This is a genomic window from Thalassotalea ganghwensis, from assembly GCF_053485795.1.
Genome location: NZ_JBQRUM010000016.1, coordinates 24874 through 50709, shown reverse-complemented (window position 1 = coordinate 50709; position 25836 = coordinate 24874). Strand labels below are relative to the sequence as shown.

The following is a 25836-nucleotide window of genomic DNA, read 5'->3' as shown; positions in this document are numbered from 1 at the left end:
AGAGCTGTTATGTTCGATATCACTACCGATATGCCATTAAACTATATTGAATTGGATGAAAAAGGACTGATCACATCAATCAGTGATAAAGCGATTGCGCTTTTTAGTGAACCATTACAACAAGGGCAATCAATAACAGCGGTCATTCCTGCTCTACAGATCGTGGATAACGAGCAGTTTAATTGTCAGGTATTCGATATTGCTAATAAAAAACACTTAGTTTTTGTTAACCGTATTGATAATGGTTTTTTATTAATCATTCAACAGTGTAATTTACTCATCATTCAGCACGCTGATATTGTCGTTCCTATCTTAACTCAGCTTAGTTTACCTTTTTTTACTTGGGATATTAGTCAACAAAAGGTCTTGTTTTCGGCTTCAGCAATGAACGTCATGGGTTATCAGGAAAAAGAAACCGTCATGGATGAAACGATTTTTCGTCAACACGTAACCAGTGAAGTCATTGCAGATTTTAGGGCACATGCTTTTCATTTTTCTCAAGAAAATAGCCAAAAAAATCAAATGATTTATCCTTTTACTACGCTTAGTGGCGAGTTTATATGGCTTGGGGTTAAGATTGCATTTGTAGAATTTGCGCAAGGTAAGGTGGCAAAAGTTGTCGCTGTTTTTACCGATTTATCAGAATCCAAAGAATTAGTTAGCGCCCTGAATAAAAAAAATAAATATATCGCATTAAATGAACGCGTCAGCAGAACCGGACACTGGAGTATCGTATTCCCCGAACAAAAAGTTGAATGGTCAAAAGGAACCTACAACATATTTGGGGAGAACCCGAATAACTTTCAACCAACTTTAGATAACATGTTGGCATTTTTTATTGATGAAGATCGAGACAAAGCCAAGCAACAATTTAACAAAGCGATAAATGGTAAAAAAAGAACTTATGTCAAAGGAACTATCGCGAAAAAACCAACCGGCGAGAAAGTCAAACTAGAAATAAATATTGAAACGGAACTGAATAAAGATAATGAAATTTCCGAACTCTATGGTGTGGTTAGAGACATTACTGCAATTGAAAAGATCTTTGAAAAGCTAAAACTGATGTCATTGGTTAATTACACGATTAAAATGCCTATCTTTTTTATCGATGAAAAAGATAATGTGGTTTTTCAAGACTTATCTCCTCGTGCTGGCAATCGTAGTTCAGTGCTTTTTGATTATATTAATTTTTCTATCGTTCAATATTTACAGTTTAAAAGCGAAGCAAAACAACAAGGTCAAATAACCTATAAAAATATTAGCTTTGATAAATTTCAAAGTGTTTTTGATATATCGGTTACTTATGAAGCCGATGAAGGAATATATATTTGGATCGTTGATAATATTACCGATGCCTTTAACAAAGAGCAGCAGCAAGCCATTAATAATCGTTTAACATTATTGGGCAACACATTTGGCAATGTTTCTCATGATATTAATAACGTCCTGGGCGTGGCTTTGGGCGCAATTGAAATGTTAGAGCTTAAAGTAGCACAAGGGGAAACGGATTTATCGAGTTATATCAACCGTGTTAAAAATGCCATTGATAAAGGAAAAGATGTTACCGGTAGGTTGTTGGCATTTACCCGCAAGCCAATGATAAAACTACAAGAATTTGATCCGATAAAAGATATTCTTCGCAACGAATATTTATTCGAGCAGCTTTTATTAAGCACGATTGAATTTAGGTTAAATGTCCAACATGTTCGTTGCACCATTACTTTTCCTGAAGGGGAGTTCATTAATATTTTATTGAATTTGTTTTTAAATGCTCAAGACGCAATAAAAGAACATAACTTATCCGGTGTGATAGAACTAAGTGCTGAGATTAATAGCGATAAAAAGTTGGTTATTACCGTAAAAGATAGCGGTATTGGTATCAAGCAAGAGAACATAGCTAAAATTTTTGATCCTTTTTATACCAGTAAATCAGCAAGTAAAGGCAACGGCATTGGTTTAGCTAATGTATATAGCTTAATGTACAAGTACAATGGCGAAATTAGGGTCGACGGTAGTTCTGATCTTGGTGGCGCTCAATTTATGTTGATTTTTCCTTGCACCACAATAGATGTTGATGACAGTACTGAAGTGAGTAGCAGCATAGCGTTAAATTTAAAAGGTAAGCAGATCCTGATTTTAGAGGATGAAATTACTATAGCAGAATTTGTCACTATGTATTTAGAAAAAGAAGGAGCAATTACCAATCACGTTACCAACAAAAATAGCTTAATTAGCGTCTTAAATGGCAGCTTAACATACGATATCTTTATAACGGATATGATTCTTCCTGATATATCAGGCAAGGAGTCAGTAGCCATGGTGCTAGAGAAATTTCCTAATATTAAAATCTTATCCATGAGTGGCTATATTACCAGCGAGGATGGCGATTGGAATTATCCTATTCTTCGTAAACCATTTAATTCTACTGAGCTTTACCAGTTTCTTAGTCAAAACAGTTAATCTAAAAAAGGTTAGTTTGTGATATGAAATCACCAGTGATTGAAGACAAAGAAGAAGATAATAGGCATACGTTTAGTGTCAAATCTAGCTGGTCATTCATTCTTCCAGTCGCTGGCTTTATTCTATCATTATTAGTTGCAACGATTGTCGCGTTAGTTTTTTATCACAAAAGCCAAAAACTTATTGATAGTAAACAAGTTAAAGATCTTAAAACTGAAAGCGCGATAGTAGAAACGTTGTTAAACAACTTTTATCAGCAAAATGCCAAAGATGTCCAGTTTTTACGTCATACCCCTCCTATCGAAGCGATACAAAGTGCTTTGCTTAACAATCAATTCCCTGAGGTAACAGTTTGGCAAGAAAGGTTGGAGAAGATATTTACCGAGCTAATTAAAACTAAGCCTTCATATATTGCCATAGAATACTGTATCAAGGATGAAGTTGTCCGCAGTAAGGCTTCGGTTTCGGTTGTTCAACCCTCATCGGTAGCACACCGCCTTGATTGTCGTAACAGTGAAATTAATAATAGTGCGAGTTTTCGCGCTTTTCTCGAATCAAAGCATAGCAAAGCGACCAACGTTTATTTTTCCGATATTCAGTTATTTACGTCAGAAGATAAAAAAGAGATTTTTTACGTTAATACCGTTTTGCCGGTTTATCAAAATAATGGTGTGCTCTTTGGGTGGGTGGCCATTAAGGCAGATATCGGGCTATTTATTGATACGCTCAAACGTGGCCCATTAAAAGATTTTGTTTTTTATCTCGCCAATAGTAATGATACTTTTTTCTATCAAGCCTCTGAAATTAATAGCCTAGATTTCAAACAATACTTTGGTGAATTACGGCTTAATGGAGATAATACGTTAGACGGTTACACGTTTTCAAACCAACAAAAAAATGACGCGCCGGCGGCATATTACCGAAAAATAATACTTGATGACGTGATGGCAATGAAACCAATACATTTGGTAACAGAAAGTCACTCAAGTCAGTATTTAAGTGACATGGCAGCACTGCGTAATCAAGCGTTTATTCTAGCGGTAATGCTAGCGTTAATTTCTACTATATTGGTGTGGATTTTTACTCATCGACTGATAAAACCGTTACTTGACCTAACCCAGAATATTCTTCGTTACGAGCGCTCTGGTGAAATTCCATCACTTTCTGTTCAACGAAATGATGAAATAGGAGCGTTAGCAAGAAGTTTTCAGCGTATTTTGTCTCAAGTGACAAAAAATGAACAAGACAATCTAGAAGCGAAAACCGAGGCGGAAGATACGAGTGCCAGATTACAAGCTGTGCTTGACTCTATCGTTGATGCGGTTATTAACATTAATGAAAAAGGCAAGATCATTGCGTTTAATCGCGCAGCTGAAAAAATCTTTGGCTACTCAAGCCAAGAGGTCATCGGGAAAAACGTTAGTATTTTAATGCCTCAACGCTATGCGTCAAAGCACGATGGTTATATCAAAAGGTACTTAAATACCAATATAAAACAAATAATTGGCATAGGTCGAGAGTTACCAGCACAAAGAAAAGATGGTGAAATTTTTGCTATGCATTTATCAGTGAGTGAGGTTAAGACAAAAGAAGCGGTGATATTTACAGGATTGATCCGCGATATCACAGTCACAAAATTGTTAGAAAAAGAACGAGAAGCCTCTGCGAAAAAATTTGAGGAGATAGCTCAACGATTAGAGTTCGCCTTATCTGGCCCTGGTATTGGTGTTTGGAGCTATAACATTGGCACTGAGCGTACGCAGTGGGATGACCGAATGTATCGACTGTTTGGATATCAATTTGGAGAAAAATCTGCACCCGAATCACTATGGGAGATACATATTCATCCTGATGACGAATCAAGAGTATTAGCTGATATGCAAAATACCATTAAACACGGCGAGGATCTCAATTGTATCTTTCGTATTATACTCTCTGATAATTCTATTCGATACATTCAAACTTACGCGCAGCTGATACATGGTGAAACACCTGATAATTCTCAAGTGGTTGGTACTTGTATGGATGTTACTGAGCAGCAAACGGTGCAACAAGTTAAACAAGAAATGTTAGAGGTCGCTGAGGAGTCCTCGCGTTTAAAGTCTGAGTTTTTAGCGAGCATGAGCCATGAAATAAGAACCCCAATGAATGGTGTAATTGGTATGTTAGGACTACTTGCTCAAAGCTCATTGAATCAGAAGCAACAACATCAATTATCGCTAGCGCAATCGAGCGCTTCTTCACTTTTAACCTTGATAAATGACATCCTTGATTTTTCTAAGATAGAGGCTGGAAAACTGGATATTGAAGAAATAGAGTTTGATCTACACCAATTGTTTGGTGAGCTAGTTCAATCGATGGCGATTAGAAGCCAAGAAAAAAACGTCGAGCTTATTTTAGACCTCAGTCTGGTCGAAAAGCCGTTAGTTAAAGGAGACCCTAGTCGATTGCGGCAAATCTTATCAAACATTATCGGTAATGCGGTCAAGTTTACTGAGCAGGGAGAAATTGTAATTTCTGCCCAATTAACGGTTGAAGAGTCAAACAGCAAACTTACTTGCCATATTAAAGATACTGGCATTGGCATTAGAGAAAGCTATATAGAAAGCTTGTTTGATGCATTTACCCAAGTAGATGCTACTACAACCCGTAAATACGGTGGCACAGGTTTAGGGCTTGCCATCGTTAAACAACTTTGTCAATTGATGGGAGGGGATATTACGGTTAATAGTAAGCTTGGGTTAGGAACCGAGTTTGTTTTTTCGGTGCAATTAGCGCAAGAGGACGAGCAACCCGCCTATGATTTTATCCAATGCTTACAAGGGCAAACGGTCTTATTGGTTGATAAAAATGAGACGGTACTAGAAACGTTAAAACGTCAGTTTAAACTATGGAAGGCTAATGTGTTTGTCGCCATAGATGAAGTTCAAGCAATCCAATTGGCGCATGAGCAGCCTACAATTTCTGCGGTGTTCTTTTCGAGCAAGCAGGGGAGTCGCGGTGGTGTAGAGTTTGTTAAACAATTAAGGTTAGTCCCTTCATGCCAGAAAAGTCACTACATAATGATGTCATCGATAGGGGATATTGAAGAAAGTGAATATCTACGCGAACAAGGAATTGCTTATCAGTTTCCTAAGCCGATTGCCATTGCCGATCTCAAAACTGCAATTGAAACCATTTACATGAACAGTGGTGAGGTAAACGTGAATAAAGTCGGGAGCTCGTTAGCGAACAACAAAAAGCATGTTGATAACGTCAAGCCTCAATTAAACATCTTAATTGCAGAAGATAATCGCGTGAACCAAGCCGTCATTCTTGGTGTGCTGAATAATTTGCAGTTAACGGCAGATATCGCCAACAACGGGGTTGAAGTATTACAACTGCTTGCTCAGGAAAAGAAAGTTTATGATGTGATTTTGATGGATTGTCAAATGCCTGAATTAGACGGTTATGATACTACCAGAGCCATTCGCAAGGGAAAAGCTGGAGAGCATTATCAGGATCTCATTATTATCGCGATGACCGCAAATGCAATGAAAGGTGATGAACAAAAATGTTTGCAGTCAGGTATGAGTGACTATATGACTAAACCAATCGATGTTGATATCTTAATCAATAAGCTCAATAAACATTTAGAGAGTAAAGTAACGCTTGGAAAGCCAAGTGTGGTGGAAGCTGAGCCGATGCAGATTGTTGAAAACATCACCATTGAAGGTGGCGCTGAACTTTGGAATAAGCAACGTTTTTACGAGCGGGTAAGTCATAACGATAAATTGGTGATATCACTCTTGTCTTATTTTAAAACAGAAGCTTCAGAACTAAAGGATAAGTTGCTTGAAGAGATTGAAACGGCTAATGTTAAAGAAGTACAGAAAACAGCACACAAATTGGTTGGAATGTGTGCCAATATTAGTGTTTCGGCATTATTGGAAAACGTTAAAAAAATTGAGCAGGCCGCAAAAGAGCGTGATATTGATGCATTAAAAACATTATCTATTGAATTTATTAATTTTTATGATAAAACCATATTAAGCCTGTCTCAACAATAAGAGATGTGACGCCAAATACGATGGCAACGATATAGGCATTCATTGCTTAGCTAAGGAAAACTGTGAGTAAAAACAGCACTATTTTGGTCGTTGATGACGCTAAAGATACTTTAATTCTATTAGAGTTTGATTTAATTCAAGCTGGTTACACAGTGATCACAGCGGATAATGGTGAGGACGCACTTGAAATATTGTCTAAGCAATCCGTTGATATTGTTTTACTTGACTTACATATGCCAGGCTTATCTGGAATGGAAGTGTTAGCAGAAATTATAAAAGAAGGTGAAAATGCTCCTCCAGTCATTATGTTGTCAGCCTCTGATGACGAGGACGATGTTGTTAAAACCTTAGATGTTGGTGCGGAAGATTATGTTACCAAACCGTACCATGCCAAAGTGCTGCTTGCTCGAATTCGAAACGCCTTAAGGTTGAAAGAGAAAACCTTAAAGCTTGAAGCATTGTTAAGAACGGATAGCCTTACCAAAGTTAATAATCGTGTTGGTTACGAAGAATTGGCCACTAAAGTTATTAGCCACGCGAAACGTAATCACCACATTACCGCGGTTGCCATGTTAGACATCGACCATTTTAAAGATGTTAATGATACATACGGTCATGAGGCTGGAGATTTGGTGTTAATGGAGTTTGCAAAACTCTTGGCAAGCTGCTTTCGTGATTACGATGTTGTTGGCCGTATCGGTGGTGAGGAATTTGCAGTTTGTATGCCTAATACCAAGATCCAATCAGCCTTTGATGCATGTGAGCGATTTCGTACTAAACTCTCTAAACTTAAAATAACGATTGATGATATTGATAAAACCCAGTTAAGCATAACGGTCAGTATCGGTTTGGCGGTCGCAAAAGGGCAGGATTCTCATTTAGAAAACCTTATGCGTGAAGCGGATAAACTCATGTATCGCGCAAAATCGGAAGGCCGCAATAGAACGATTAAGCAAAATACCTTTCAAACACACACAAGTGAAGACCAATCTATAGAACCTGAGGAGCAGCTTTTGAATAATGATGACGTAGAGAAAAGCGAACAAGTATCTGAAGGAAAGTACCCTGGTATTGACATGGATATTGGGATAAGTAATGTCCTTGGTGATGAAAGCCTTTACGAAGAAATTCTGGTGATGTTCCATCAAGATCATGGCCAAGATAAAGAAAAAATAGCTCAAGCAATAAAGGAAAATGATTTATTAAATGTAAAATCGCTGGTTCACACCTTAAAAGGGGTGGCTTGTTCTATTGGGGCAATGGAACTATTTAACTATACAAAGGCATTAGACGTTGCCGCTAATACACAAAACTATCAAGAATTTGATTACCTTTTTAAACCCGTTGCATTGGAGCTTGATAAAGTATTGTCTGGGATAGAACGTAACTTAGGTGATAGGCTATAATCGACTTACTCGACTTACTCGACTTACTCGACTTACTCGACTTACTCGACTTACTCGACTTACTCGACTTCAACGTTGATACTGCTAACAGGAATACAGCAACAGGGTAAAATCTCGTCATCACCAACAAATGCTAATGGTTCTCCATTGGGGTAAAGAACTTGGCCAGAGTGAAGTTTAATTCTGCAGGCGCCACAAAACCCGTCTCGACAATGGTAATGCACTTCGACGTTATGTTTTTCAAGGCAGTTTAGTAACGTTTTATCCTCACTTTTAAATTCAATTTGTTTTTGATTAACCGTTACTGTAATAGACTCGTTATTATGAGTCTTAGCAGGGTTAGTTTGCCTCATGAATACTCTCGGTAATCATAGGCAAACTTAACCGATGTGAAAGATTGGATAGATTATAAATCAAAGCCATCGAAGTCATCGCTAGATACCGCAGAATCTACTTGACCTACAAGGTAGCTTGAAATTTCAGACTCCTGCGGTGCAACTTGAACGTTATCACTAACCAGATAAGCATTCATCCAGGGTAAAGGATTACTTTTAACTTCATAAGGAGCCTCGAAGCCAATAGCCGCAAGACGCTGATTACAGATATACTCTATATATTGATTCAGAATTTGAGCATTTAGGCCGATCATTGAACCATCTTTAAATAAATATTGTGCCCATTCTTTTTCTTGTTCAACAACATCCATAAAAATTTGTAAGCCTTGCTCGCGCAATTGCTCAGAAATTTCTTTCATTTCAGGATCATCTTTGCCCGATTGCCAGTTATTAAGTATGTGTTGAGTACCGGTTAAGTGGAGTGCCTCATCACGTGCTATCAACTTGATAATCTTTGCGTTACCTTCTAGCAACTCACGTTCAGCAAAAGCAAATGAACAAGCAAAGCTGACGTAAAAGCGAATAGCTTCGAGTGCATTAACTGAACATATCGCAAGATACAAACGTTCTTTTAACTTTCGCTCACTAACTTCAATCATTTCACCGTCAACTTCATAAGTGCCTTCTCCTTGAGATTGCAGGAGCTGAGTGGTAATGATCACTGAATCGAAATAGATAGCGATGCTTGTGGCACGCTTTAAAATCGCTGGATTAACAACTATATCATCAAAGACTTCACTAGGATCGGTAAATAAATTACGTAAAATGTGGGTATAGGAGCGAGAATGGATTGTCTCGCTAAACGCCCAAGTTTCAACCCAAGTTTCTAGCTCAGGTAACGACACTAACGGTAGTAAAACAGCATTAACTGAACGTGCCGCCATACTATCGAGTAACGTTTGGTATTTGAGGTTTGAAATAAAAATATGTTTTTCAGAGTCGGTAAGGCTCTGCCAATCGGCACGATCTTTAGAAACGTCAATTTCTTCTGGTCGCCAAAAGAATGATAATTGCTTCTCAATGAGTTTTTCAAATGCGGCAAAGCGCTGTTGATCATAACGGGCAACATTTACACTATTTCCCATAAACATTGGCTCTAACAATGCGTTATTTGGAACTTGGTTAAATGTAGTGTAAGTCATTCAGTACTCCTTGATGCGCTTTTTTTATGATAAAACGCATCGGTTAAACAAATTATTTTTATTGTTAATGTCGCAACTCCTGATCTTGGGAGTTGCTTTAATGATTAAATTTTACACGCGCCACCAGCACAGCTGTCATCTTCTTGTTCAATATGGCTGTCTGCTGCACCATCTCGAGTGTTGTGATAGTAAAGGGTTTTCACACCTAACTTATAAGCCATCAAGATATCTTGAAGTATTTGCTTAACAGGCACTTTACCACCTTCGTATTTTGCAGGGTCGTAGTTCGTATTCGCAGAGATTGTTTGGTCAACAAACTTTTGCATAATACCCACTAGCTGCAAATAGCCTTCATTACTCGGTATGTTCCACAATAATTCATAGTTATCTTTTAAGCTTTCGTATTCTGGAACAACTTGTTTTAATGTCCCGTCTTTACTTGCTTTAACGCTAATTAAACCACGAGGAGGCTCAATACCATTAGTGGCATTTGAAATTTGTGAAGAAGTTTCTGATGGCATTAGTGCCGAAACCGTAGAGTTTCTTACACCATACGCTTTAATGCTTTCTCGCAAAGATTCCCAATCTAAATGCAAAGGCTCTGCGGTTATGCCATCAATTTCACGCTTGTAAGTATCAATAGGCAAAATTCCTTGTGATAAACGGGTCTCGTTGAACTTTTCACAAGCGCCTAGTTCTTTTGCAAGGTTATTTGACGCTTTTAACAAATAGTATTGAATTGCTTCAAACGTTCTGTGAGTAAGATTGTTAGCACTACCATTCGAATAATAAACACCATTTTTTGCCAAGTAATAAGCATAGTTTATCACTCCTATACCAAGCGTTCTGCGTCCCATTGTGGCATTGTGCGCAGCTGGTACAGGGTAATCTTGATAATCTAGCAAGCTATCAAGTGCCCTAACGGCAAGATCAGCTAGACCTTCGAGTTCATCTAAACTGTCTATCGCACCAAGGTTGAATGCAGATAACGTACACAACGCTATTTCGCCTTCAGGATCATTAACATCATTCATCGGTTTAGTAGGTAGGGCTATTTCTAAACACAAGTTACTTTGACGAATAGGTGCCATTGTTGGAATAAATGGGCTATGAGTATTGCAATGGTCAACGTTTTGAAGGTAGATACGACCAGTGCTTGCTCGCTCTTGCGCGAATAAAGTAAATAACTCGATCGCTTTTATGCATTTTTTACGAATTGAGCTATCCGCTTCATATTGCAGATAGAGTTGTTCAAACTTTTCTTGATCTTCAAAAAATGCATCGTATAAGCCAGGTACATCACTTGGGCTGAATAAGGTAATCGACTCACCTTTAATTAATCGTTGATACATTAATTTGTTAAATTGCACGCCATAATCTAAATGGCGAACACGGTTCTCTTCAACGCCTCGGTTGTTTTTCAATACCAGCAGGCTTTCAACTTCTAAATGCCATAATGGGTAGAATAGGGTAGCAGCACCACCACGGACTCCCCCTTGAGAGCAACTTTTAACCGCTGTTTGAAAATGCTTATAAAATGGAATACAACCGGTATGAAACGCTTCTCCGTTTCTAATCGCACTTCCTAGCGCTCTAATGCGACCAGCGTTAATACCAATACCTGCGCGTTGAGATACGTACTTAACGATGGAGCTCGATGTTGCATTAATTGAATCAAGGCTATCACCACATTCAATTAATACACATGATGAGAACTGACGAGTCGGTGTTCTAACTCCCGCCATAATTGGCGTAGGAAGTGATATTTTAAAGGTCGAAATGGCATTATAAAAGCCTTCTACATATTCTAAACGAGTCTCTTTTGGGTATTTTGCAAAAAGACAAGCAGCGACAAGCATGTACAAAAATTGCGCGCTTTCATAAATTTCGCCTGTAACCCTATTTTGAACCAAATATTTACCTTCTAATTGTTTTACCGCCGCATAACTAAAGGTGAGGTCGCGAGTATGGTCGATAAAACTTTCCATGCGCTCGAAGTCTGCTTGGTCATAATCAGCAAGCAAATGTTGATCATATTTACCCGCCTCAACCATATTTACGACATGTTGATACAACTTGGGTGGTTCAAACTGACCATACGCTTTTTTACGTAAGTGGAAAATGGCTAATCGTGCAGATAAAAACTGATAATCAGGAGTTTCTTCAGAAATTAAATCAGCCGCTGCTTTAATAATGGTTTCGTGGATGTCTTCGGTCTTGATGCCATCGTAAAACTGGATATGTGATTTAAGTTCAACTTGAGATACTGATACATTATTTAAGCCTTCAGCTGCCCAGGCTATTACTTTATGAATTTTCTCTAAATCGATGGGTTCTTTTTCGCCGTTGCGCTTGGTTACAAAAAGATTGTTATTCATGAAGATCCTGTAAATCTAGTTATTGTTTTAGTTTTTAGACGGATTGTTACTACCTCCTATTGACCACAACAGTGTAACTCGTCATAAAAACACTATATCTAGGGGGTAACTTAGTTAGTAATCACAAGATAATGAGGTTTAGCCTTTATTGCAAGTAGCAAAATAGACTATTTTAGTGATAAAAATTGGCATATTTAAAAGGGGTTAGTAGTGACTAACTTAGTACCGCTTTTTTATTTTGATTTATTCAAAACGCAACGGTTATTTCGTTTTATTTTTTTTCTTTAGAACTCTTTTAGTTATTTTTGTAATTAGGTTATAGCAAAATCAAATAAGTAATTAAATTATATTAATTATCAATCAATTAGATTGTTAGGTTATTATCTCATCACCTTGGTTATTTAATCAACGGTGTACTAAAACGCAATAGTTACTACCAAGATAATGAGCGATATGTATTAAAAAAATGTTAACCAAACTACCTGAGTAAATTTAAAATGTCAGTGGGTTGCTCACAATGAATATCAGCTGACCAATGTTGGCACTCTTCAAGGTTTTGTATATACCCCCATTTGGCAATTATGGTCGTCATATTGGCGGCATTGCCTGCTTCAATATCTCTTGGTGCATCGCCTACATATAAACATTGACTTGGTGGTAAGTTAAGTTTTTCACAGGCAAATAATAACGGCTCTGGATCTGGTTTTCGTTTCGTTAATGTATCACCACCAACGATTACTTTGCACTGATTAAGCTCTGGGAAGGACGGCAGCAACGCTAGCGTTAGCGTTTCCGGCTTATTAGTGACAATTCCCCAAGGAATGCCATTGTCATCAAGTGCAGAAATTAACGTATCGACGCCAGAATACAATACAGTATTTACGGCGATATTATTGCGGTAGTATTCAAGAAATTGATGACGAAGTTCATCAAAATTATATTGATGGATTTTTTCCGCAAATCCTAACGCCAATAAACCTTTGGCGCCATCAGATGCTATAGGTCGATAGGCGCTGCGATGTACTGTTGGGAGTTGATGATGATTTAAGACATGATTTAATGCGGCGCCAAGGTCGTTGGCGGTATCAAGCAAGGTACCATCTAAATCAAATAAGATCCCTTGAGGGGAATTATTAAGGTTTGTTAACATCATTATTCAACCTTTTGACAACAGAGTATGTAATTTACATCTAGCGATGGGATAAGCTTGTGATTTTCTGTCAGTGGATTGTAATGTATACCAGCGGCATCGATACATTTTAAACCACATTGTTCAGCCCAGCCAATGAGTTGGGAAGGGCGAATAAACTTATCATGGTCGTGTGTGCCATCGGGTACCAACTTAAAGACTTTCTCAGCAGCTAGAATAGCTAATAAGTATGACTTTATCGTTTTGTTCAATGTAGAAAAAAATACAAAACCATTTGGCTTAACCATAGCAGCACACGCTTGTACAATGGATTTAGGATCTGGCACGTGCTCGAGCATTTCCATGCAAGTCACCGCATCGTAAGACGCGGGCATTAATGTGGCTTGCTGTTCTGCGGGGATCTTTTGATAACTTACGTTTTTTACACCCATTTCCAATGCATGGAGTGTTGCCACATTAAGTGGTTCTTCGCCCATGTCTATGCCGGTGACGTTTGCGCCTAGCTTTGCCATGCTTTCAGCGAGTATCCCTCCGCCACAACCGACATCAATAATTGCTTTATTATAAAGGTCACCTAAGTGTTGAATAATAAATTGTCTTCTGATCGGGTTTATTTGATGGAGTGGTTTGAAGTCGCCATCTAGATCCCACCATTGGTGAGCAACTTTTTCAAATTTTTCAATTTCTTTTGGGTTTACGTTAACGGTATCAGTCATAAGAATAGATATTAGCTAAGAATTAACTAAATTCTAAACCAATCTAATTTCAATGCATAGTGTGGATAAGAGCGAAGGTGGCTTTAAACTGATTTAACGTGATTAATCATTCAAAATGTTATTGTTTTCGAGTAATTTCTTATACAAACCTGAGGTAAAGTGGAAATGTTGTGTTTTATTAAGCTCGAGTATCGCAATAGCACTCAAGATAAATTTACGTTGGTTAAATCCCATAAAATGTCGTTCTATGACTCTACCATTTGACCTAGCAATCAAGATAGCATAGCTTAAAACATCTGTTATCGTACAAATGTGCTGATTTTATATTGAGGGACTTGGAAATGAAATCGTTAAAAGAGCAGCTGTCAACCTACAAAAGTGTACACTTAAATATCAATAACATAAAAACACATTTTATTGGTATACCTTTAATTATTTGGTCGATAGCCGTATTACTAGCCGGCGTAAGCTTCGAATTCTCTTTGTTAAATGCTACTGTTAATCTATCGCTAGCCACTTGTGTTGCAAGCATTATCTTTCTCTATTACCTGATACTTTCTTTACCACTTGCCTTAATCGCTCTCGCATTGTTTGGGGCACTGATTTATAGCGCTGTGTTGTTTTCTCAATATAACTTTCCTTGGTATGTTGCGATCATCGTATTTATTATTGGTTGGGTATTTCAATTCATCGGTCATGGCTATGAAAAAGCCAAACCCGCATTTGTTGATGACATTAATCAATTGTCGATAGGACCTCTTTTTCTAATTGCCGAAATATATTTTGCTTTAGGGCTTAACAAGTCACTAGCAGCAGATGTTCATGCCATGGCAATAGAAAAACGCCGTGATTTTGAACAACTAAAATCAACAACGTCTTAAAGCTTGTATAAATAGTGTTCAATAATTTGTCGGCTTATTTTTTTTATCTAAACGACACTTATATATTGGTAATAAAATCATTAAGTTAACCAATACAGTAAGTGATTGAAATTAACGCTTGAAAACTGTGCTTAACCAGCGCAAAATGTCAGGTTATAAAGACGTATGGTTGACGATGCTATCCACTAGCAAAAGCAGCTTTTATACAATAATAAATTAGACAATCTATTTTAGGGATACCGCCGTTTTATGACCGATCTGGCAAAAGAAATACTTCCTGTCAATATTGAGGATGAGCTAAAGAGTTCCTACTTAGATTACGCCATGAGTGTAATAGTAGGGCGAGCATTACCGGATGTTCGAGATGGATTAAAGCCTGTTCATCGTCGTGTGTTGTTTGCGATGAATGTATTAGGTAACGACTTTAATAAACCATACAAAAAATCTGCCCGTGTTGTTGGTGACGTAATCGGTAAGTATCACCCTCATGGTGACACTGCTGTATATGATACAATTGTTCGTATGGCGCAACCGTTTTCATTGCGTTACATGCTGGTTGATGGCCAGGGTAACTTTGGTTCGGTCGATGGCGATTCTGCTGCGGCGATGCGTTATACCGAAATCCGTATGGAAAAAATATCGCACTCGATATTAGCAGATTTAGAGAAAGAAACCGTTGACTTCGTGCCCAACTATGACGGTACAGAACAGATTCCTGCGGTCATGCCAACGCGCATACCCAATTTATTAGTCAATGGTACCTCAGGTATTGCTGTTGGTATGGCAACCAACATTCCTCCACACAATTTATCTGAAGTGATTAATGGCTGTTTAGCGCTTATTGACAACAACGATATCACTATTGATGAACTGATTGAGTTTATTCCAGGTCCTGATTTTCCTACTGCAGGCATCATTAGTGGCCGTTCAGGTATTGAAGAAGCCTATAAATCCGGACGAGGGAAAATCAAAATCCGCGCCAGGGCTGAAATAGAAGTCGATGAAAAGTCTGGAAAAGAGACTATTGTTGTTCATGAATTACCTTATCAAGTTAACAAAGCACGCTTGATAGAGAAAATGGCTGAACTGGTCAAAGAAAAACGCTTAGAAGGTATTTCTGCTTTACGTGATGAGTCTGATAAAGACGGTATGCGTATGGTCGTTGAAGTTAAACGTGGCGATGTTGGCGAAGTTGTTTTAAACAACTTATATAAAATGACGCAAATGCAAGTGTCTTTTGGTTTGAATATGGTGGCATTGACCAATGGTCAGCCGAAGTTATTCAACTTAAAAGAGATGTTAGAAGCCTTTATCTTGCATCGCCGTGAAGTGGTCACACGACGTACGATTTTTGAATTACGCAAAGCGCGTGAGCGTGCTCACATTCTTGAAGGTTTGTCGATTGCATTAGCAAATATTGACCCTGTCATTCAATTGATTAAAGAATCAAATAACCGTAAAGAAGCCGAAGAAAAACTTATTGCCCAAGGCTGGGCCTTAGGTGATGTAAGTGCGATGCTTGAACGAGCAGGTACTGATGCTGCGCGACCTGAATGGTTGGAACCAGAATACGGTATTCGTGATGGTTTGTATTATTTAACATCAGAGCAAGCTAAAGCCATTGTTGATCTGCAACTATACAAATTGTCGGGAATGGAACATGAAAAGATTCTAAACGAGTACAAATCGTTATTAGAACTTATCGCCGAATTGTTGCATATTCTTGCAAGCCCTGAACGTTTAATGGAAGTTATTCGTGAAGAGTTAGAAGCAATAAAAGAAGAGTTTGGTGATGAACGTCGTACCGAGATCACCAATGCTTCTCATGATATTTCGTTAGAAGATCTAATAAACGAAGAAGATGTTGTTGTGACGCTTTCTAATGAAGGTTATGTGAAATATCAGGCACTATCCGATTACCAAGCTCAACGACGTGGTGGTAAGGGTAAAGCCGCAACTAAGATGAAAGAAGAAGATTTCATCGAGCGCTTATTGGTTGCTAACACACATGATACCATTTTATGTTTCTCGAACAGAGGCAAATTATATTGGTTGAAGGTTTATCAATTGCCTTTAGCGAGTCGCACTGCTCGTGGTCGTCCAATTGTGAATTTATTACCATTGGAAAGTGATGAAAAAATCACCGCGATTTTGCCGGTTCGAGAATACGAAGATGATAAATTTATCATCATGGCGACCGCTTCCGGTACAGTGAAGAAAACACCATTAACGGCGTACTCAAATCAACGTGCTAATGGTATTATCGCATTGAATTTACGCGACGATGATACACTGATCGGTGTCGATATTACCAACGGTGAAAATGACATTATGTTATTTTCAGACGAAGGTAAGGTTGTTCGCTTTAACGAGAAAGCTCGCGACAGTGAAACGGGTGAAGTGAAGATTGACCCTGAAACTGGCGAAGAGATCCACGCGTTACGTGCGATGGGAAGAACAGCTACTGGGGTTCGAGGTATCAAACTTGAAGGCAACCAAAAAGTGGTGTCTTTAATTGTACCTAAGTCTGATGGCGCCATTTTAACCGTGACACAAAACGGTTACGGTAAACGCACTGAATTAGCTGAATATCCAGCAAAGAGTAGGGCAACGAAAGGTGTTGTATCAATTAAAGTCAGTGAGCGTAACGGCCCAGTGGTTGGAGCGGTTCAAGTTGAAGATCAAGATGAAATCATGTTGATCACTGATAATGGTACCTTGGTAAGAACACGTGTAAATGAAGTGAGTGTGATTGGTAGAAATACTCAAGGTGTTCGTATCATTCGCACCGCTGATGATGAGCATGTTGTTGCGCTTCAACGTATAGATGAAATCGAAGAAGATGATGAAGTCATGGTCGACGAAGATAGTGATACTTCATCAACATCAGAACAGGCTGAAACACCGCAAGCCGATGCTGATGAAACGCTTGAAAACGGTGACCAATAACTAACGGTTACCGCAAAAGCTCAGAAATAGGCGGTTTTTACCGCCTATTTTTTTTGTAAAATTTGACTAAGGAACTAACTTGAATGTCTGCTGTATATAATTTCTGTGCTGGCCCAGCCATGTTACCTAAAGCGGTAATGGAAAGAGCCCAAACTGAATTTTTAAATTGGAACCACACAGGATGCTCCGTGATGGAACTCAGTCACCGAAGCAAAGAGTTTATGGCAGTTGCTCGTAAAGCGGAAGCAGATATTAGAAGTTTAATGTCCATTCCTGATAACTATAAGGTTTTATTTTGTCATGGTGGCGGTCGAGGTCAATTCTCAGCCGTTCCACTTAATTTACTCCCCAAAGGTCGCTTTGCTGAATATATTGTTACCGGTTCTTGGTCTAATATTGCGGCAAAAGAAGCACAGAATTTTGGCGAAATTCGCACCCAGGATGTAATCGAAGAGGTAAATGGTAGGAAACAGGTTAAACCTTTTTCTGAGTGGAATATTTCGCCGCAAGCGGCATACGTTCATTATTGCCCAAATGAAACTGTCGATGGTATCGAAATTTTCGATATCCCTGAGTTTGGCGATATTCCTATTGTTGCAGATATGTCTTCTACTATTTTATCGCACAATATCGATGTTTCGAAGTTTGGACTTATTTATGCGGGAGCACAAAAAAATATTGGCCCGTCGGGGTTAACCATAGTGATAGTTAGAGATGATTTGCTTGGGAAAGCACGACTGGAAACGCCTTGTATCATGAATTATACAACCAGTGCTGAAAATGATTCGATGTACAACACGCCGCCTACGTATGCTTGGTATTTAGCGGGTTTAGTTTTTGAGTGGTTAGGAGAGCTTGGCGGCGTCAATCAGATAGAAAAAATCAACCAAGACAAAGCGTCTATGTTGTATGACTACATCGATAGTAGTTGCTTTTATCTCAATAATGTTTTTGAAAACAATCGTTCGCGAATGAACGTACCTTTTTGGCTTAATGATGAGTCACTTAATTCTGCTTTTCTAACACAAGCAGATGCTCAAGGATTACTGGCCCTCGAAGGTCATCGCATGGTTGGCGGAATGAGGGCGAGCATATACAACGCGATGCCATTAGAAGGTGTTGAAAAACTTGTTGAGTTTATGAAACGCTTTGAACAGGAGCATAAGTAATATGGAACAGCTAACTTTACAACCGATCAGTCGAGTTAATGGTGACATTTATTTACCAGGCTCAAAAAGTTTGTCAAACCGCGCATTGCTTATTGCGGCCCTTGCCAAAGGGACAACGAAAATTACCAACCTGTTGGTGAGCGACGATATTAGACACATGCTAGATGCGTTAACGAGTTTAGGTGTTGAGTATTCATTAAGCGAGTGCGGCACTGAATGCATGGTTGTTGGTAACAATGGGTTCTTTCATGTTGATAAAGTAACAGAATTATATTTAGGAAATGCAGGAACCGCGATGCGTCCTTTGTGTGCAGCGCTAGCAGCAAGTAAAGGAGAATTTATTTTAACGGGTGAGCCGCGTATGAAAGAGCGTCCGATCGGACACTTAGTTGACGCCTTGTTGCAATTAAATGCTGATATAACCTATTTAGAGAATAAAGATTACCCCCCAGTTAAGATTGTCGGTCGTCCGTTATCAGGCGCAAAGGTATTGATAGATGGTTCAATATCGAGTCAATTTTTAACCGCTATATTAATGATAACACCGCTACTCGAAACTAATACTGTGATTGAAATAGAAGGAGAGCTCGTTTCAAAGCCCTATATTGATATCACTTTAGATATTATGAAACGTTTTGGCATCAATGTTAGCCACGATAATTATCAAGTATTTCATGTCGAAGGTGGTCAGCATTACCAAGCTGTTGAGCGTTATATGGTAGAAGGAGATGCGTCTTCTGCTTCTTACTTTCTTGCTGCTGGGGCAATAAAAGGCGGAGATGTCACTGTACATGGTGTAGGTAAGCTCAGTGTACAAGGCGATAAATATTTTGCTGATGTACTGGAAAAAATGGGGGCTCAGGTTACTTGGCAAGATGAATCTATTACGGTATCGGGGCGTGACCTTGTTGCTGTTGATATGGATATGAATCATATTCCCGACGCTGCGATGACCATAGCAACTGCAGCACTTTTTGCTAAGGGCACCACGACTATACGCAATATCTATAATTGGCGAGTTAAAGAAACCGATCGTTTACACGCTATGGCAACCGAGTTGAAAAAAGTTGGAGCAATAGTGGAAGTAGGTGAGGATTATATTTCAATTACCCCTCCTGAAAAGCTTATTCATGCAGAGATTGATACCTATAACGATCACCGTGTCGCTATGTGTTTTTCACTGGTAGCGTTAAGTCATACGCCAGTGACAATCAATGATCCTAAATGCACAGCGAAAACCTTCCCGGATTACTTTGATAAACTCGCGTCAATTACTCATTAAAGAAATATTTTCATCATCCATCGATATTTTATTTTAGGCGGTATCAAATCATACCGCCTATCCTTTTATGATTGCGTTTAGTTATCACTTTTGGGCGGATGTTCAAAAAGCACTTGTTAAATATTTGTTAAACAAGGCGATTTCTATTTGTTAATCTGTAACAGAATAATTTTTTACGCGATTTTATCTAATAATTCCCGTATAATTTTGCCCGATTTTCGACATTAGGAGAAAAATGTATGCAGGAAAACGCTCCGGTGATCACGATTGATGGCCCAAGTGGTGCAGGTAAAGGCACTGTGGCACGCATCGTCGCTGAACAGTTAGGATGGCATTTGTTAGACAGTGGTGCCATTTATCGCGTTTTAGCTGTGGCAACACAGTACCATCATATAGACACGGAAGATGAAGAGCCGCTTATTCCGATTGCTGCTCATTTAGATGTGCAATTTACCACCAGCAATGACGGTGAAAGCAAAGTTATTCTAGAAGGTGAAGATGTAACCGACACTATTCGTACAGAAGAGATTGGCGTGTTAGCTTCTAAAGTTGCTGCTTTTCCACGCGTTCGAGAAGCGTTACTACGTCGCCAACGAGCATTTAAAAATGCACCAGGGCTTATTGCTGATGGCCGAGATATGGGGACGGTCGTGTTTAAAGATGCCCCGGTTAAAGTCTTTTTGACGGCAAGCGCAGAAGAGCGAGCAGAGCGTCGATATAATCAGTTGAAAGAGAAGGGCTTTGATGTTAAAATCGGGCGCCTTTTGGATGACATACGTCAACGTGATGAACGCGATCAGAATCGTGAAGTCGCGCCGTTAGTGCCAGCTGAAGGGGCGTTAATTATTGATTCTACAGAACTTTCTATAGATGAAGTGGTAGCTAAAGTGCTATCTTTTGCTAATGAAAAATTAACGTAAGAGCTAAGCATTAACGAAGTTTTGCTTAACTTAATCGAAAACCTAAGGTATGGATACAGTAGGTTATTTTAACAACCCCATGATACAAGGTATGTAGATTGGATTACACATTGAGTTCATATACACATTATGACTGAAAATTTTGCACAACTTTTTGAAGAAAGTTTAAAAGAAATCGAAACGCGCCCTGGTTCAATTATCAAGGGTACTGTTGTAAAAATTGAAAAAGACAACGTAATCGTTGACGCAGGTCTTAAATCAGAATCTGTAATTTCAATTGACCAGTTCAAAAACTCTGCTGGTGAAATCGAAATTGAAGTAGGTTCAGAAGTTGATGTAGCGTTAGATGCGACAGACGATGGTTTCGGTGAAACTGTACTTTCTCGTGAAAAAGCAAAACGCCACGAAGCATGGCAAGTGCTTGAAAAAGCTTACGAAGAAAAAGAAACTGTTATCGGTGTTATCAACGGTAAAGTTAAAGGTGGTTTCACTGTTGAAGTAAGCAATATTCGTGCATTCTTACCTGGTTCATTAGTTGACGTTCGTCCAGTACGTGACACTGCTCACCTAGAAGGTAAAGATTTAGAATTCAAAGTTATTAAGCTTGATCAGAAGCGTAATAACGTAGTTGTTTCTCGTCGCGCAGTTATCGAATCAGAAAGCAGCGTAGAGCGTGATCAATTATTAGAGTCATTAGCGGAAGGCATTGAAGTTAAGGGTATCGTTAAGAACTTAACAGATTACGGTGCGTTCGTAGACTTAGGTGGTATCGACGGCCTATTACACATCACAGATATGGCTTGGAAGCGTGTTAAGCACCCAAGTGAAATCGTAAACGTTGGTGATGAAATCCAAGTTAAAGTATTGAAATTTGACCGCGATCGCACACGTGTTTCATTAGGTATGAAGCAATTGGGTGAAGATCCATGGGTAGCTATCGCTAAACGTTACCCTGAAGGCGCTAAGCTAACTGGTCGTGTTACTAACTTAACTGATTATGGTTGTTTTGTTGAAATTCAAGAAGGCGTTGAAGGTCTTGTTCACGTTTCTGAAATGGATTGGACAAACAAAAACATCCACCCATCTAAAGTTGTTAACTTAGGTGACAATGTTGAAGTAATGGTATTAGAAATTGACGAAGAACGTCGTCGTATTTCTCTTGGCCTTAAGCAATGTATCCCGAACCCATGGGAAGAGTTCGCTAAGAACTTCAACAAGGGTGATAAAGTTTCAGGTAAGATCAAGTCAATCACTGACTTTGGTATCTTCATCGGTCTTGACGGTGGTATTGACGGTCTTGTTCACTTATCAGACATTTCTTGGAACGGCGGTGAAGAAATCGTTCGTGAATACAAGAAAGGCGATGAGATCTCAGCTGTTGTATTACAAGTTGACCCAGAGCGTGAGCGCATTTCATTAGGCGTTAAGCAAACTGAAGACGATCCTTTCAATATGTATCTGACAGATAACAAAAAAGGTGCTATTGTTAAGGGTAAAGTTGTTGAAGTTGACGCAAAAGGTGCTAAAGTTGAATTAGCAGAAGGCGTTGAAGGTTACTTACGTGTTTCTGACATCTCTCGTGACCGCGTTGAAGATGCAACAACTGAATTATCTGTTGGTGATGAAGTAGAAGCTAAGTTTATGGGTGTAGATCGTAAGAACCGCACTATCAGCTTATCTATCAAAGCGAAAGACCAAGCAGATGAGCGTGAAGCTATCGAAAGCTTAAATCAACCTGAAGAGTCTGGTTTAAGTGCTATGGCAGAAGCGTTTAAAAACGCTAAAAGTTAATTTTAGCCAGGAAAATGAGGAGTACTATTATTAGCACTCCTCTTGTTTAAAACCATTGGCGTGATGCTAAATGAACACTGGGAGGTCGAATGACCAAGTCAGAACTCATTGAAAGATTGGCAGATCAATTAAGTCATCTGTCTGCTAAAGATGTAGAGCAAGCTATAAAGGAAATTCTTGAAATGATGGTACAAACCCTTTCAAAAGGGGAGCGTATCGAAATTAGAGGCTTTGGTAGTTTTTCATTGCATTTTAGAGCCCCACGCGTTGGGCGTAACCCGAAAACCGGCGAATCAGTTAATTTGTCGGGTAAGTATGTTCCGCACTTTAAACCTGGTAAAGAATTACGCGAACGAGTTAATCTCTCGCTGTCGTAGTAAAAAAGAGTTAATATAAAACGGCATGCTAAAGCATGCCGTTTTTTTTGTCAGGTAAAAGGATATAAACCGTGAGACTATTTCTTACGCTGATCATCATTGTACTTTTGGCGTTAGCTTTCATCTTTGGCAGCCAAAACAATCAAACATTAACGCTTAATTATTTAATTGCTGAATCGCAGATGTCGGTCGCAACAGCGGTCAGTATATTTACCACTATCGGGGTTATCATTGGCCTATTGATTGCCTTATTGTGGAAGGTGTCTCGATTACTTAAATCAAAAAACGTCAAGTGAATAGTAAGGCGATAAACGTTATATGCTAGGGTTACTTTTTCTTTTACTTCCCGTTGCCATGGCCTATGGTTGGTTTATGGGGCGCAATAGTGTTAAGCAGAAAAATCACAGCGCAAAACAAGATTTATCGATAAAATACTCCACTGGCCTTAACTACCTATTATCAAATCAACAAGATAAAGCGATTGAGCATCTTATTGAAGCGTTGCAAGTAGAGGATGATACGGTAGAAGCTCACTTTGCGATGGCAAACCTTTTTAGAAAACGAGGCGAGCTAGACCGGGCTTTGAAAATTCATGAACACTTGGTCAGACAAAAGCACCTCCCTTCAAAAGCAAAGCAACAAGCGGCCTATGAATTAGGTAAAGATTTTTTAAGCGCAGGCCTATTTGATCGCGCTGAATCAATGTTTCAACGTTTAGTTAAATCCAAAGACTATGGTGTCAAATCTATTAGTTACTTACTTCAGATTTATCAGTCGACAAAAGACTGGCAGCAAGGCTTGTTAATTAAAAAAGAAATTCTTAAAACGAAAGATAAAAATTTACTTCATCATCTCGCTAATTTTTATTGTGAATTAGCTACGATTGCGTTGGAGCAAGACAAGTTTATTGAAGTAGTTGAGTTACTCGAAAATGCATTAAAATATGATGCAGATTCATGTCGAGCCAACTGGCTGCTTGCCAAGGTTTATGAAAATCACCAGCAATTTAATGAAGCGTGCTTATGCTATCAAGCTATCTATCATCAAGATAAAGAGTTTTTCCCAGATGTTATTGAAAGTATGGAGCGTTGTTATAATCAATTAGGCGCTTGCGATGAATTTTTTGAATTTATCAAAAAAGTTTACGATGAAACAGCAAGCTCTACTGCTTTGATTAAGTATTTAACCTATATCGAACAAAAATCTGGTATAGAAAAAGCGGTTGAGTTTATGTTGGTTGCGCTTAAACGCAGACCAACCGTCCGTGCTTTTAATTATTTTGTTAAGTTGCAGATGGCGCTTGATAACAGTAAAGCGAATCAACAAAATTTAGACATGATTAAAGAGTTAATCTCGGCATATATTAACATTAAGCATAGATATAGCTGTCGCACCTGTGGCTTTAACAGCAGCAAACACTATTGGGCTTGCCCATCTTGCCATGACTGGGAACAAATGAAGCCTATTCGAGGGTTTGAAGGCGAATAATTGAGTTCGGCGACGAACTTGGTACTAAAATTCAGCACTCGTTAATTATGCAAACGTAAAATCAAGTAAAATCAGGTAAAAGAAAGGTAAAGATATATGAATGATCCTAAAGTTGTTGTTGCTTTAGATTTTGATGAAAAACAAGCTGCATTGTCATTTATTGATAAAGTTCAACCAAGTGATTGCCGATTAAAAGTCGGCAAAGAAATGTTTACTTATTTTGGACCTGATTTTGTTAAGACATTGGTTAATAGAGGCTTTGATGTATTTCTCGACCTTAAGTTTCATGATATTCCCAATACTGTTGCAAAGGCGGTCACTGCTGCTGCCGATTTAGGTGTGTGGATGGTTAATGTTCACGCCGGTGGTGGTGAGAAGATGATGCATCAATCTAAACTAGCACTTGAATCATTTGGCGCAGACGCCCCCTTGTTAATTGCCGTTACGGTGTTAACGAGTATGGGGCAAGAAGATTTATTAGGATTAGGTATTGAAAGAACACCTCAAGAGCAGGTAATGCTGTTAGCGACATTAGCTAAAAAAGCAGGTCTTGATGGCGTGGTGTGTTCAGCATGGGAAGCTCAAATGCTAAAACAATCTCTTGGGCAAACATTTAAGCTGGTTACACCAGGAATTCGTCCTGCAGGTGCTAACAGTGATGATCAAAAACGTATTATGACCCCTAAAGAGGCCATTGATGTTGGCGTTGATTATTTAGTGATTGGTCGACCCATTACTAAAGCAGACGATCCGCATCACATTTTGCAACAAATTAATCAGTCGTTAGTTTAATTCGCAATAAAAACTTTTCGCATTTCTTGACAGAATAGCTAATCGATTCTAAACCTTAAGTGTTGTTAACAATGTGGCAACACTTAAGGAATTCATATTTAATTAATACAAGGATCGAAATCATGAAAAAAACAGTTTTATTTCCAGCTCTCTTGTTGTCTAGTTTAGCGCTTAACTTTCCTGTTATTGCTAATGATTCAAAGGAGCTTGCGACAAGCCAATCTATCGAGCAATCAACTGCTATCATCAATATCAATAAAGCTGATATTGATGAATTAGCAAAACTAAAAGGTATTGGTTCTAAACGCGCTCAAGCAATTGTTGAATATCGTCAAAAGCATGGGCAGTTTACATCGCTAGAGCAGTTGCAAGAAATTAAGGGGATCGGAAATAAAATCCTTGAAAATAACGAAGGGATATTAGCTTTATAGTGGTTTGCGGCCTTGATAAAGGCCGCCATAACAAAAAGTTTGTATAAAACCGAGCTTCTA

General features: G+C 38.7%; 19 protein-coding genes. 14 read left to right on the top strand and 5 right to left on the bottom strand.

Annotation, left to right across the window (positions count from 1 at the left end):
- Positions 1 to 9: 9 nt before the first annotated feature.
- The 3 genes from ACSLUH_RS15105 to ACSLUH_RS15095 all read left to right on the top strand — a co-directional run bounded on the left by ACSLUH_RS15105 (position 10) and on the right by ACSLUH_RS15095 (position 7915).
- On the top strand, positions 10 to 2460 hold the full coding sequence (locus tag ACSLUH_RS15105) for a PAS domain-containing sensor histidine kinase (RefSeq protein WP_448568476.1): 2451 nt from the start codon (positions 10 to 12) through the stop codon (positions 2458 to 2460).
- A gap of 23 nt (positions 2461 to 2483) precedes the next feature.
- Positions 2484 to 6509 (top strand): hybrid sensor histidine kinase/response regulator, encoded by a 4026-nt coding sequence (locus tag ACSLUH_RS15100; protein WP_448568474.1) that lies wholly within the window; start codon positions 2484 to 2486, stop codon positions 6507 to 6509.
- A gap of 62 nt (positions 6510 to 6571) precedes the next feature.
- Positions 6572 to 7915: a diguanylate cyclase gene (locus ACSLUH_RS15095; RefSeq protein WP_448568472.1), complete on the top strand. Its 1344-nt coding sequence runs from the start codon at positions 6572 to 6574 to the stop codon at positions 7913 to 7915.
- Between the two features lie 59 nt (positions 7916 to 7974).
- Here ACSLUH_RS15095 and yfaE read toward each other — a convergent pair whose 3' ends face one another.
- The 5 genes from yfaE to ubiG form a co-directional block, all read right to left on the bottom strand.
- Entirely contained in the window at positions 7975 to 8268 is a 294-nt protein-coding gene (gene yfaE / locus ACSLUH_RS15090) for a class I ribonucleotide reductase maintenance protein YfaE (RefSeq protein ID WP_448568470.1), read from the bottom strand.
- A gap of 53 nt (positions 8269 to 8321) precedes the next feature.
- Entirely contained in the window at positions 8322 to 9452 is a 1131-nt protein-coding gene (gene nrdB, locus ACSLUH_RS15085) for a class Ia ribonucleoside-diphosphate reductase subunit beta (protein ID WP_448568468.1), read from the bottom strand.
- A 104-nt stretch (positions 9453 to 9556) separates the two neighbouring features.
- Positions 9557 to 11830, bottom strand: a complete 2274-nt coding sequence (gene nrdA / locus ACSLUH_RS15080; RefSeq protein ID WP_448568467.1) for a class 1a ribonucleoside-diphosphate reductase subunit alpha — start codon at positions 11828 to 11830, stop codon at positions 9557 to 9559.
- A 478-nt stretch (positions 11831 to 12308) separates the two neighbouring features.
- Positions 12309 to 12983, bottom strand: coding sequence for an HAD family hydrolase (locus ACSLUH_RS15075; protein WP_448568465.1), 675 nt, complete (start codon positions 12981 to 12983; stop codon positions 12309 to 12311).
- On the bottom strand, positions 12983 to 13696 hold the full coding sequence (ubiG, locus tag ACSLUH_RS15070) for a bifunctional 2-polyprenyl-6-hydroxyphenol methylase/3-demethylubiquinol 3-O-methyltransferase UbiG (protein ID WP_448568463.1): 714 nt from the start codon (positions 13694 to 13696) through the stop codon (positions 12983 to 12985). Before ubiG ends, ACSLUH_RS15075 begins: the two co-directional genes overlap by 1 nt.
- 341 nt (positions 13697 to 14037) lie before the next feature.
- On the opposite strand from ubiG, the gene ACSLUH_RS15065 reads away from it, so the two are divergent.
- The 11 genes from ACSLUH_RS15065 (at position 14038) to ACSLUH_RS15015 (ending at position 25776) form a co-directional block, all read left to right on the top strand.
- Positions 14038 to 14577 (top strand): Mpo1 family 2-hydroxy fatty acid dioxygenase, encoded by a 540-nt coding sequence (locus ACSLUH_RS15065; RefSeq protein ID WP_448568461.1) that lies wholly within the window; start codon positions 14038 to 14040, stop codon positions 14575 to 14577.
- Between the two features lie 249 nt (positions 14578 to 14826).
- Positions 14827 to 17526, top strand: a complete 2700-nt coding sequence (gyrA, locus tag ACSLUH_RS15060) for a DNA topoisomerase (ATP-hydrolyzing) subunit A (RefSeq protein ID WP_448568459.1) — start codon at positions 14827 to 14829, stop codon at positions 17524 to 17526.
- An 83-nt stretch (positions 17527 to 17609) separates the two neighbouring features.
- Entirely contained in the window at positions 17610 to 18695 is a 1086-nt protein-coding gene (gene serC, locus ACSLUH_RS15055) for a 3-phosphoserine/phosphohydroxythreonine transaminase (protein WP_448568457.1), read from the top strand.
- Between the two features lies 1 nt (position 18696).
- Entirely contained in the window at positions 18697 to 19977 is a 1281-nt protein-coding gene (gene aroA / locus ACSLUH_RS15050) for a 3-phosphoshikimate 1-carboxyvinyltransferase (RefSeq protein WP_448568455.1), read from the top strand.
- A 239-nt stretch (positions 19978 to 20216) separates the two neighbouring features.
- Entirely contained in the window at positions 20217 to 20897 is a 681-nt protein-coding gene (gene cmk / locus ACSLUH_RS15045; RefSeq protein WP_448568453.1) for a (d)CMP kinase, read from the top strand.
- Positions 20898 to 21026: 129 nt separating this feature from the next.
- Positions 21027 to 22688, top strand: coding sequence for a 30S ribosomal protein S1 (gene rpsA, locus ACSLUH_RS15040; protein WP_448568451.1), 1662 nt, complete (start codon positions 21027 to 21029; stop codon positions 22686 to 22688).
- An 89-nt stretch (positions 22689 to 22777) separates the two neighbouring features.
- On the top strand, positions 22778 to 23065 hold the full coding sequence (gene ihfB / locus ACSLUH_RS15035; RefSeq protein ID WP_448568449.1) for an integration host factor subunit beta: 288 nt from the start codon (positions 22778 to 22780) through the stop codon (positions 23063 to 23065).
- 71 nt (positions 23066 to 23136) lie between these two features.
- Complete coding sequence (locus ACSLUH_RS15030; RefSeq protein WP_448568447.1) at positions 23137 to 23361, top strand: lipopolysaccharide assembly protein LapA domain-containing protein; 225 nt, start codon at positions 23137 to 23139, stop codon at positions 23359 to 23361.
- Positions 23362 to 23383: 22 nt separating this feature from the next.
- Positions 23384 to 24553, top strand: a complete 1170-nt coding sequence (gene lapB / locus ACSLUH_RS15025) for a lipopolysaccharide assembly protein LapB (RefSeq protein ID WP_448568445.1) — start codon at positions 23384 to 23386, stop codon at positions 24551 to 24553.
- Between the two features lie 96 nt (positions 24554 to 24649).
- Positions 24650 to 25345, top strand: a complete 696-nt coding sequence (gene pyrF / locus ACSLUH_RS15020; protein ID WP_448568443.1) for an orotidine-5'-phosphate decarboxylase — start codon at positions 24650 to 24652, stop codon at positions 25343 to 25345.
- 122 nt (positions 25346 to 25467) lie between these two features.
- Positions 25468 to 25776: a ComEA family DNA-binding protein gene (locus tag ACSLUH_RS15015; RefSeq protein WP_448568441.1), complete on the top strand. Its 309-nt coding sequence runs from the start codon at positions 25468 to 25470 to the stop codon at positions 25774 to 25776.
- Positions 25777 to 25836 lie beyond the last annotated feature (60 nt).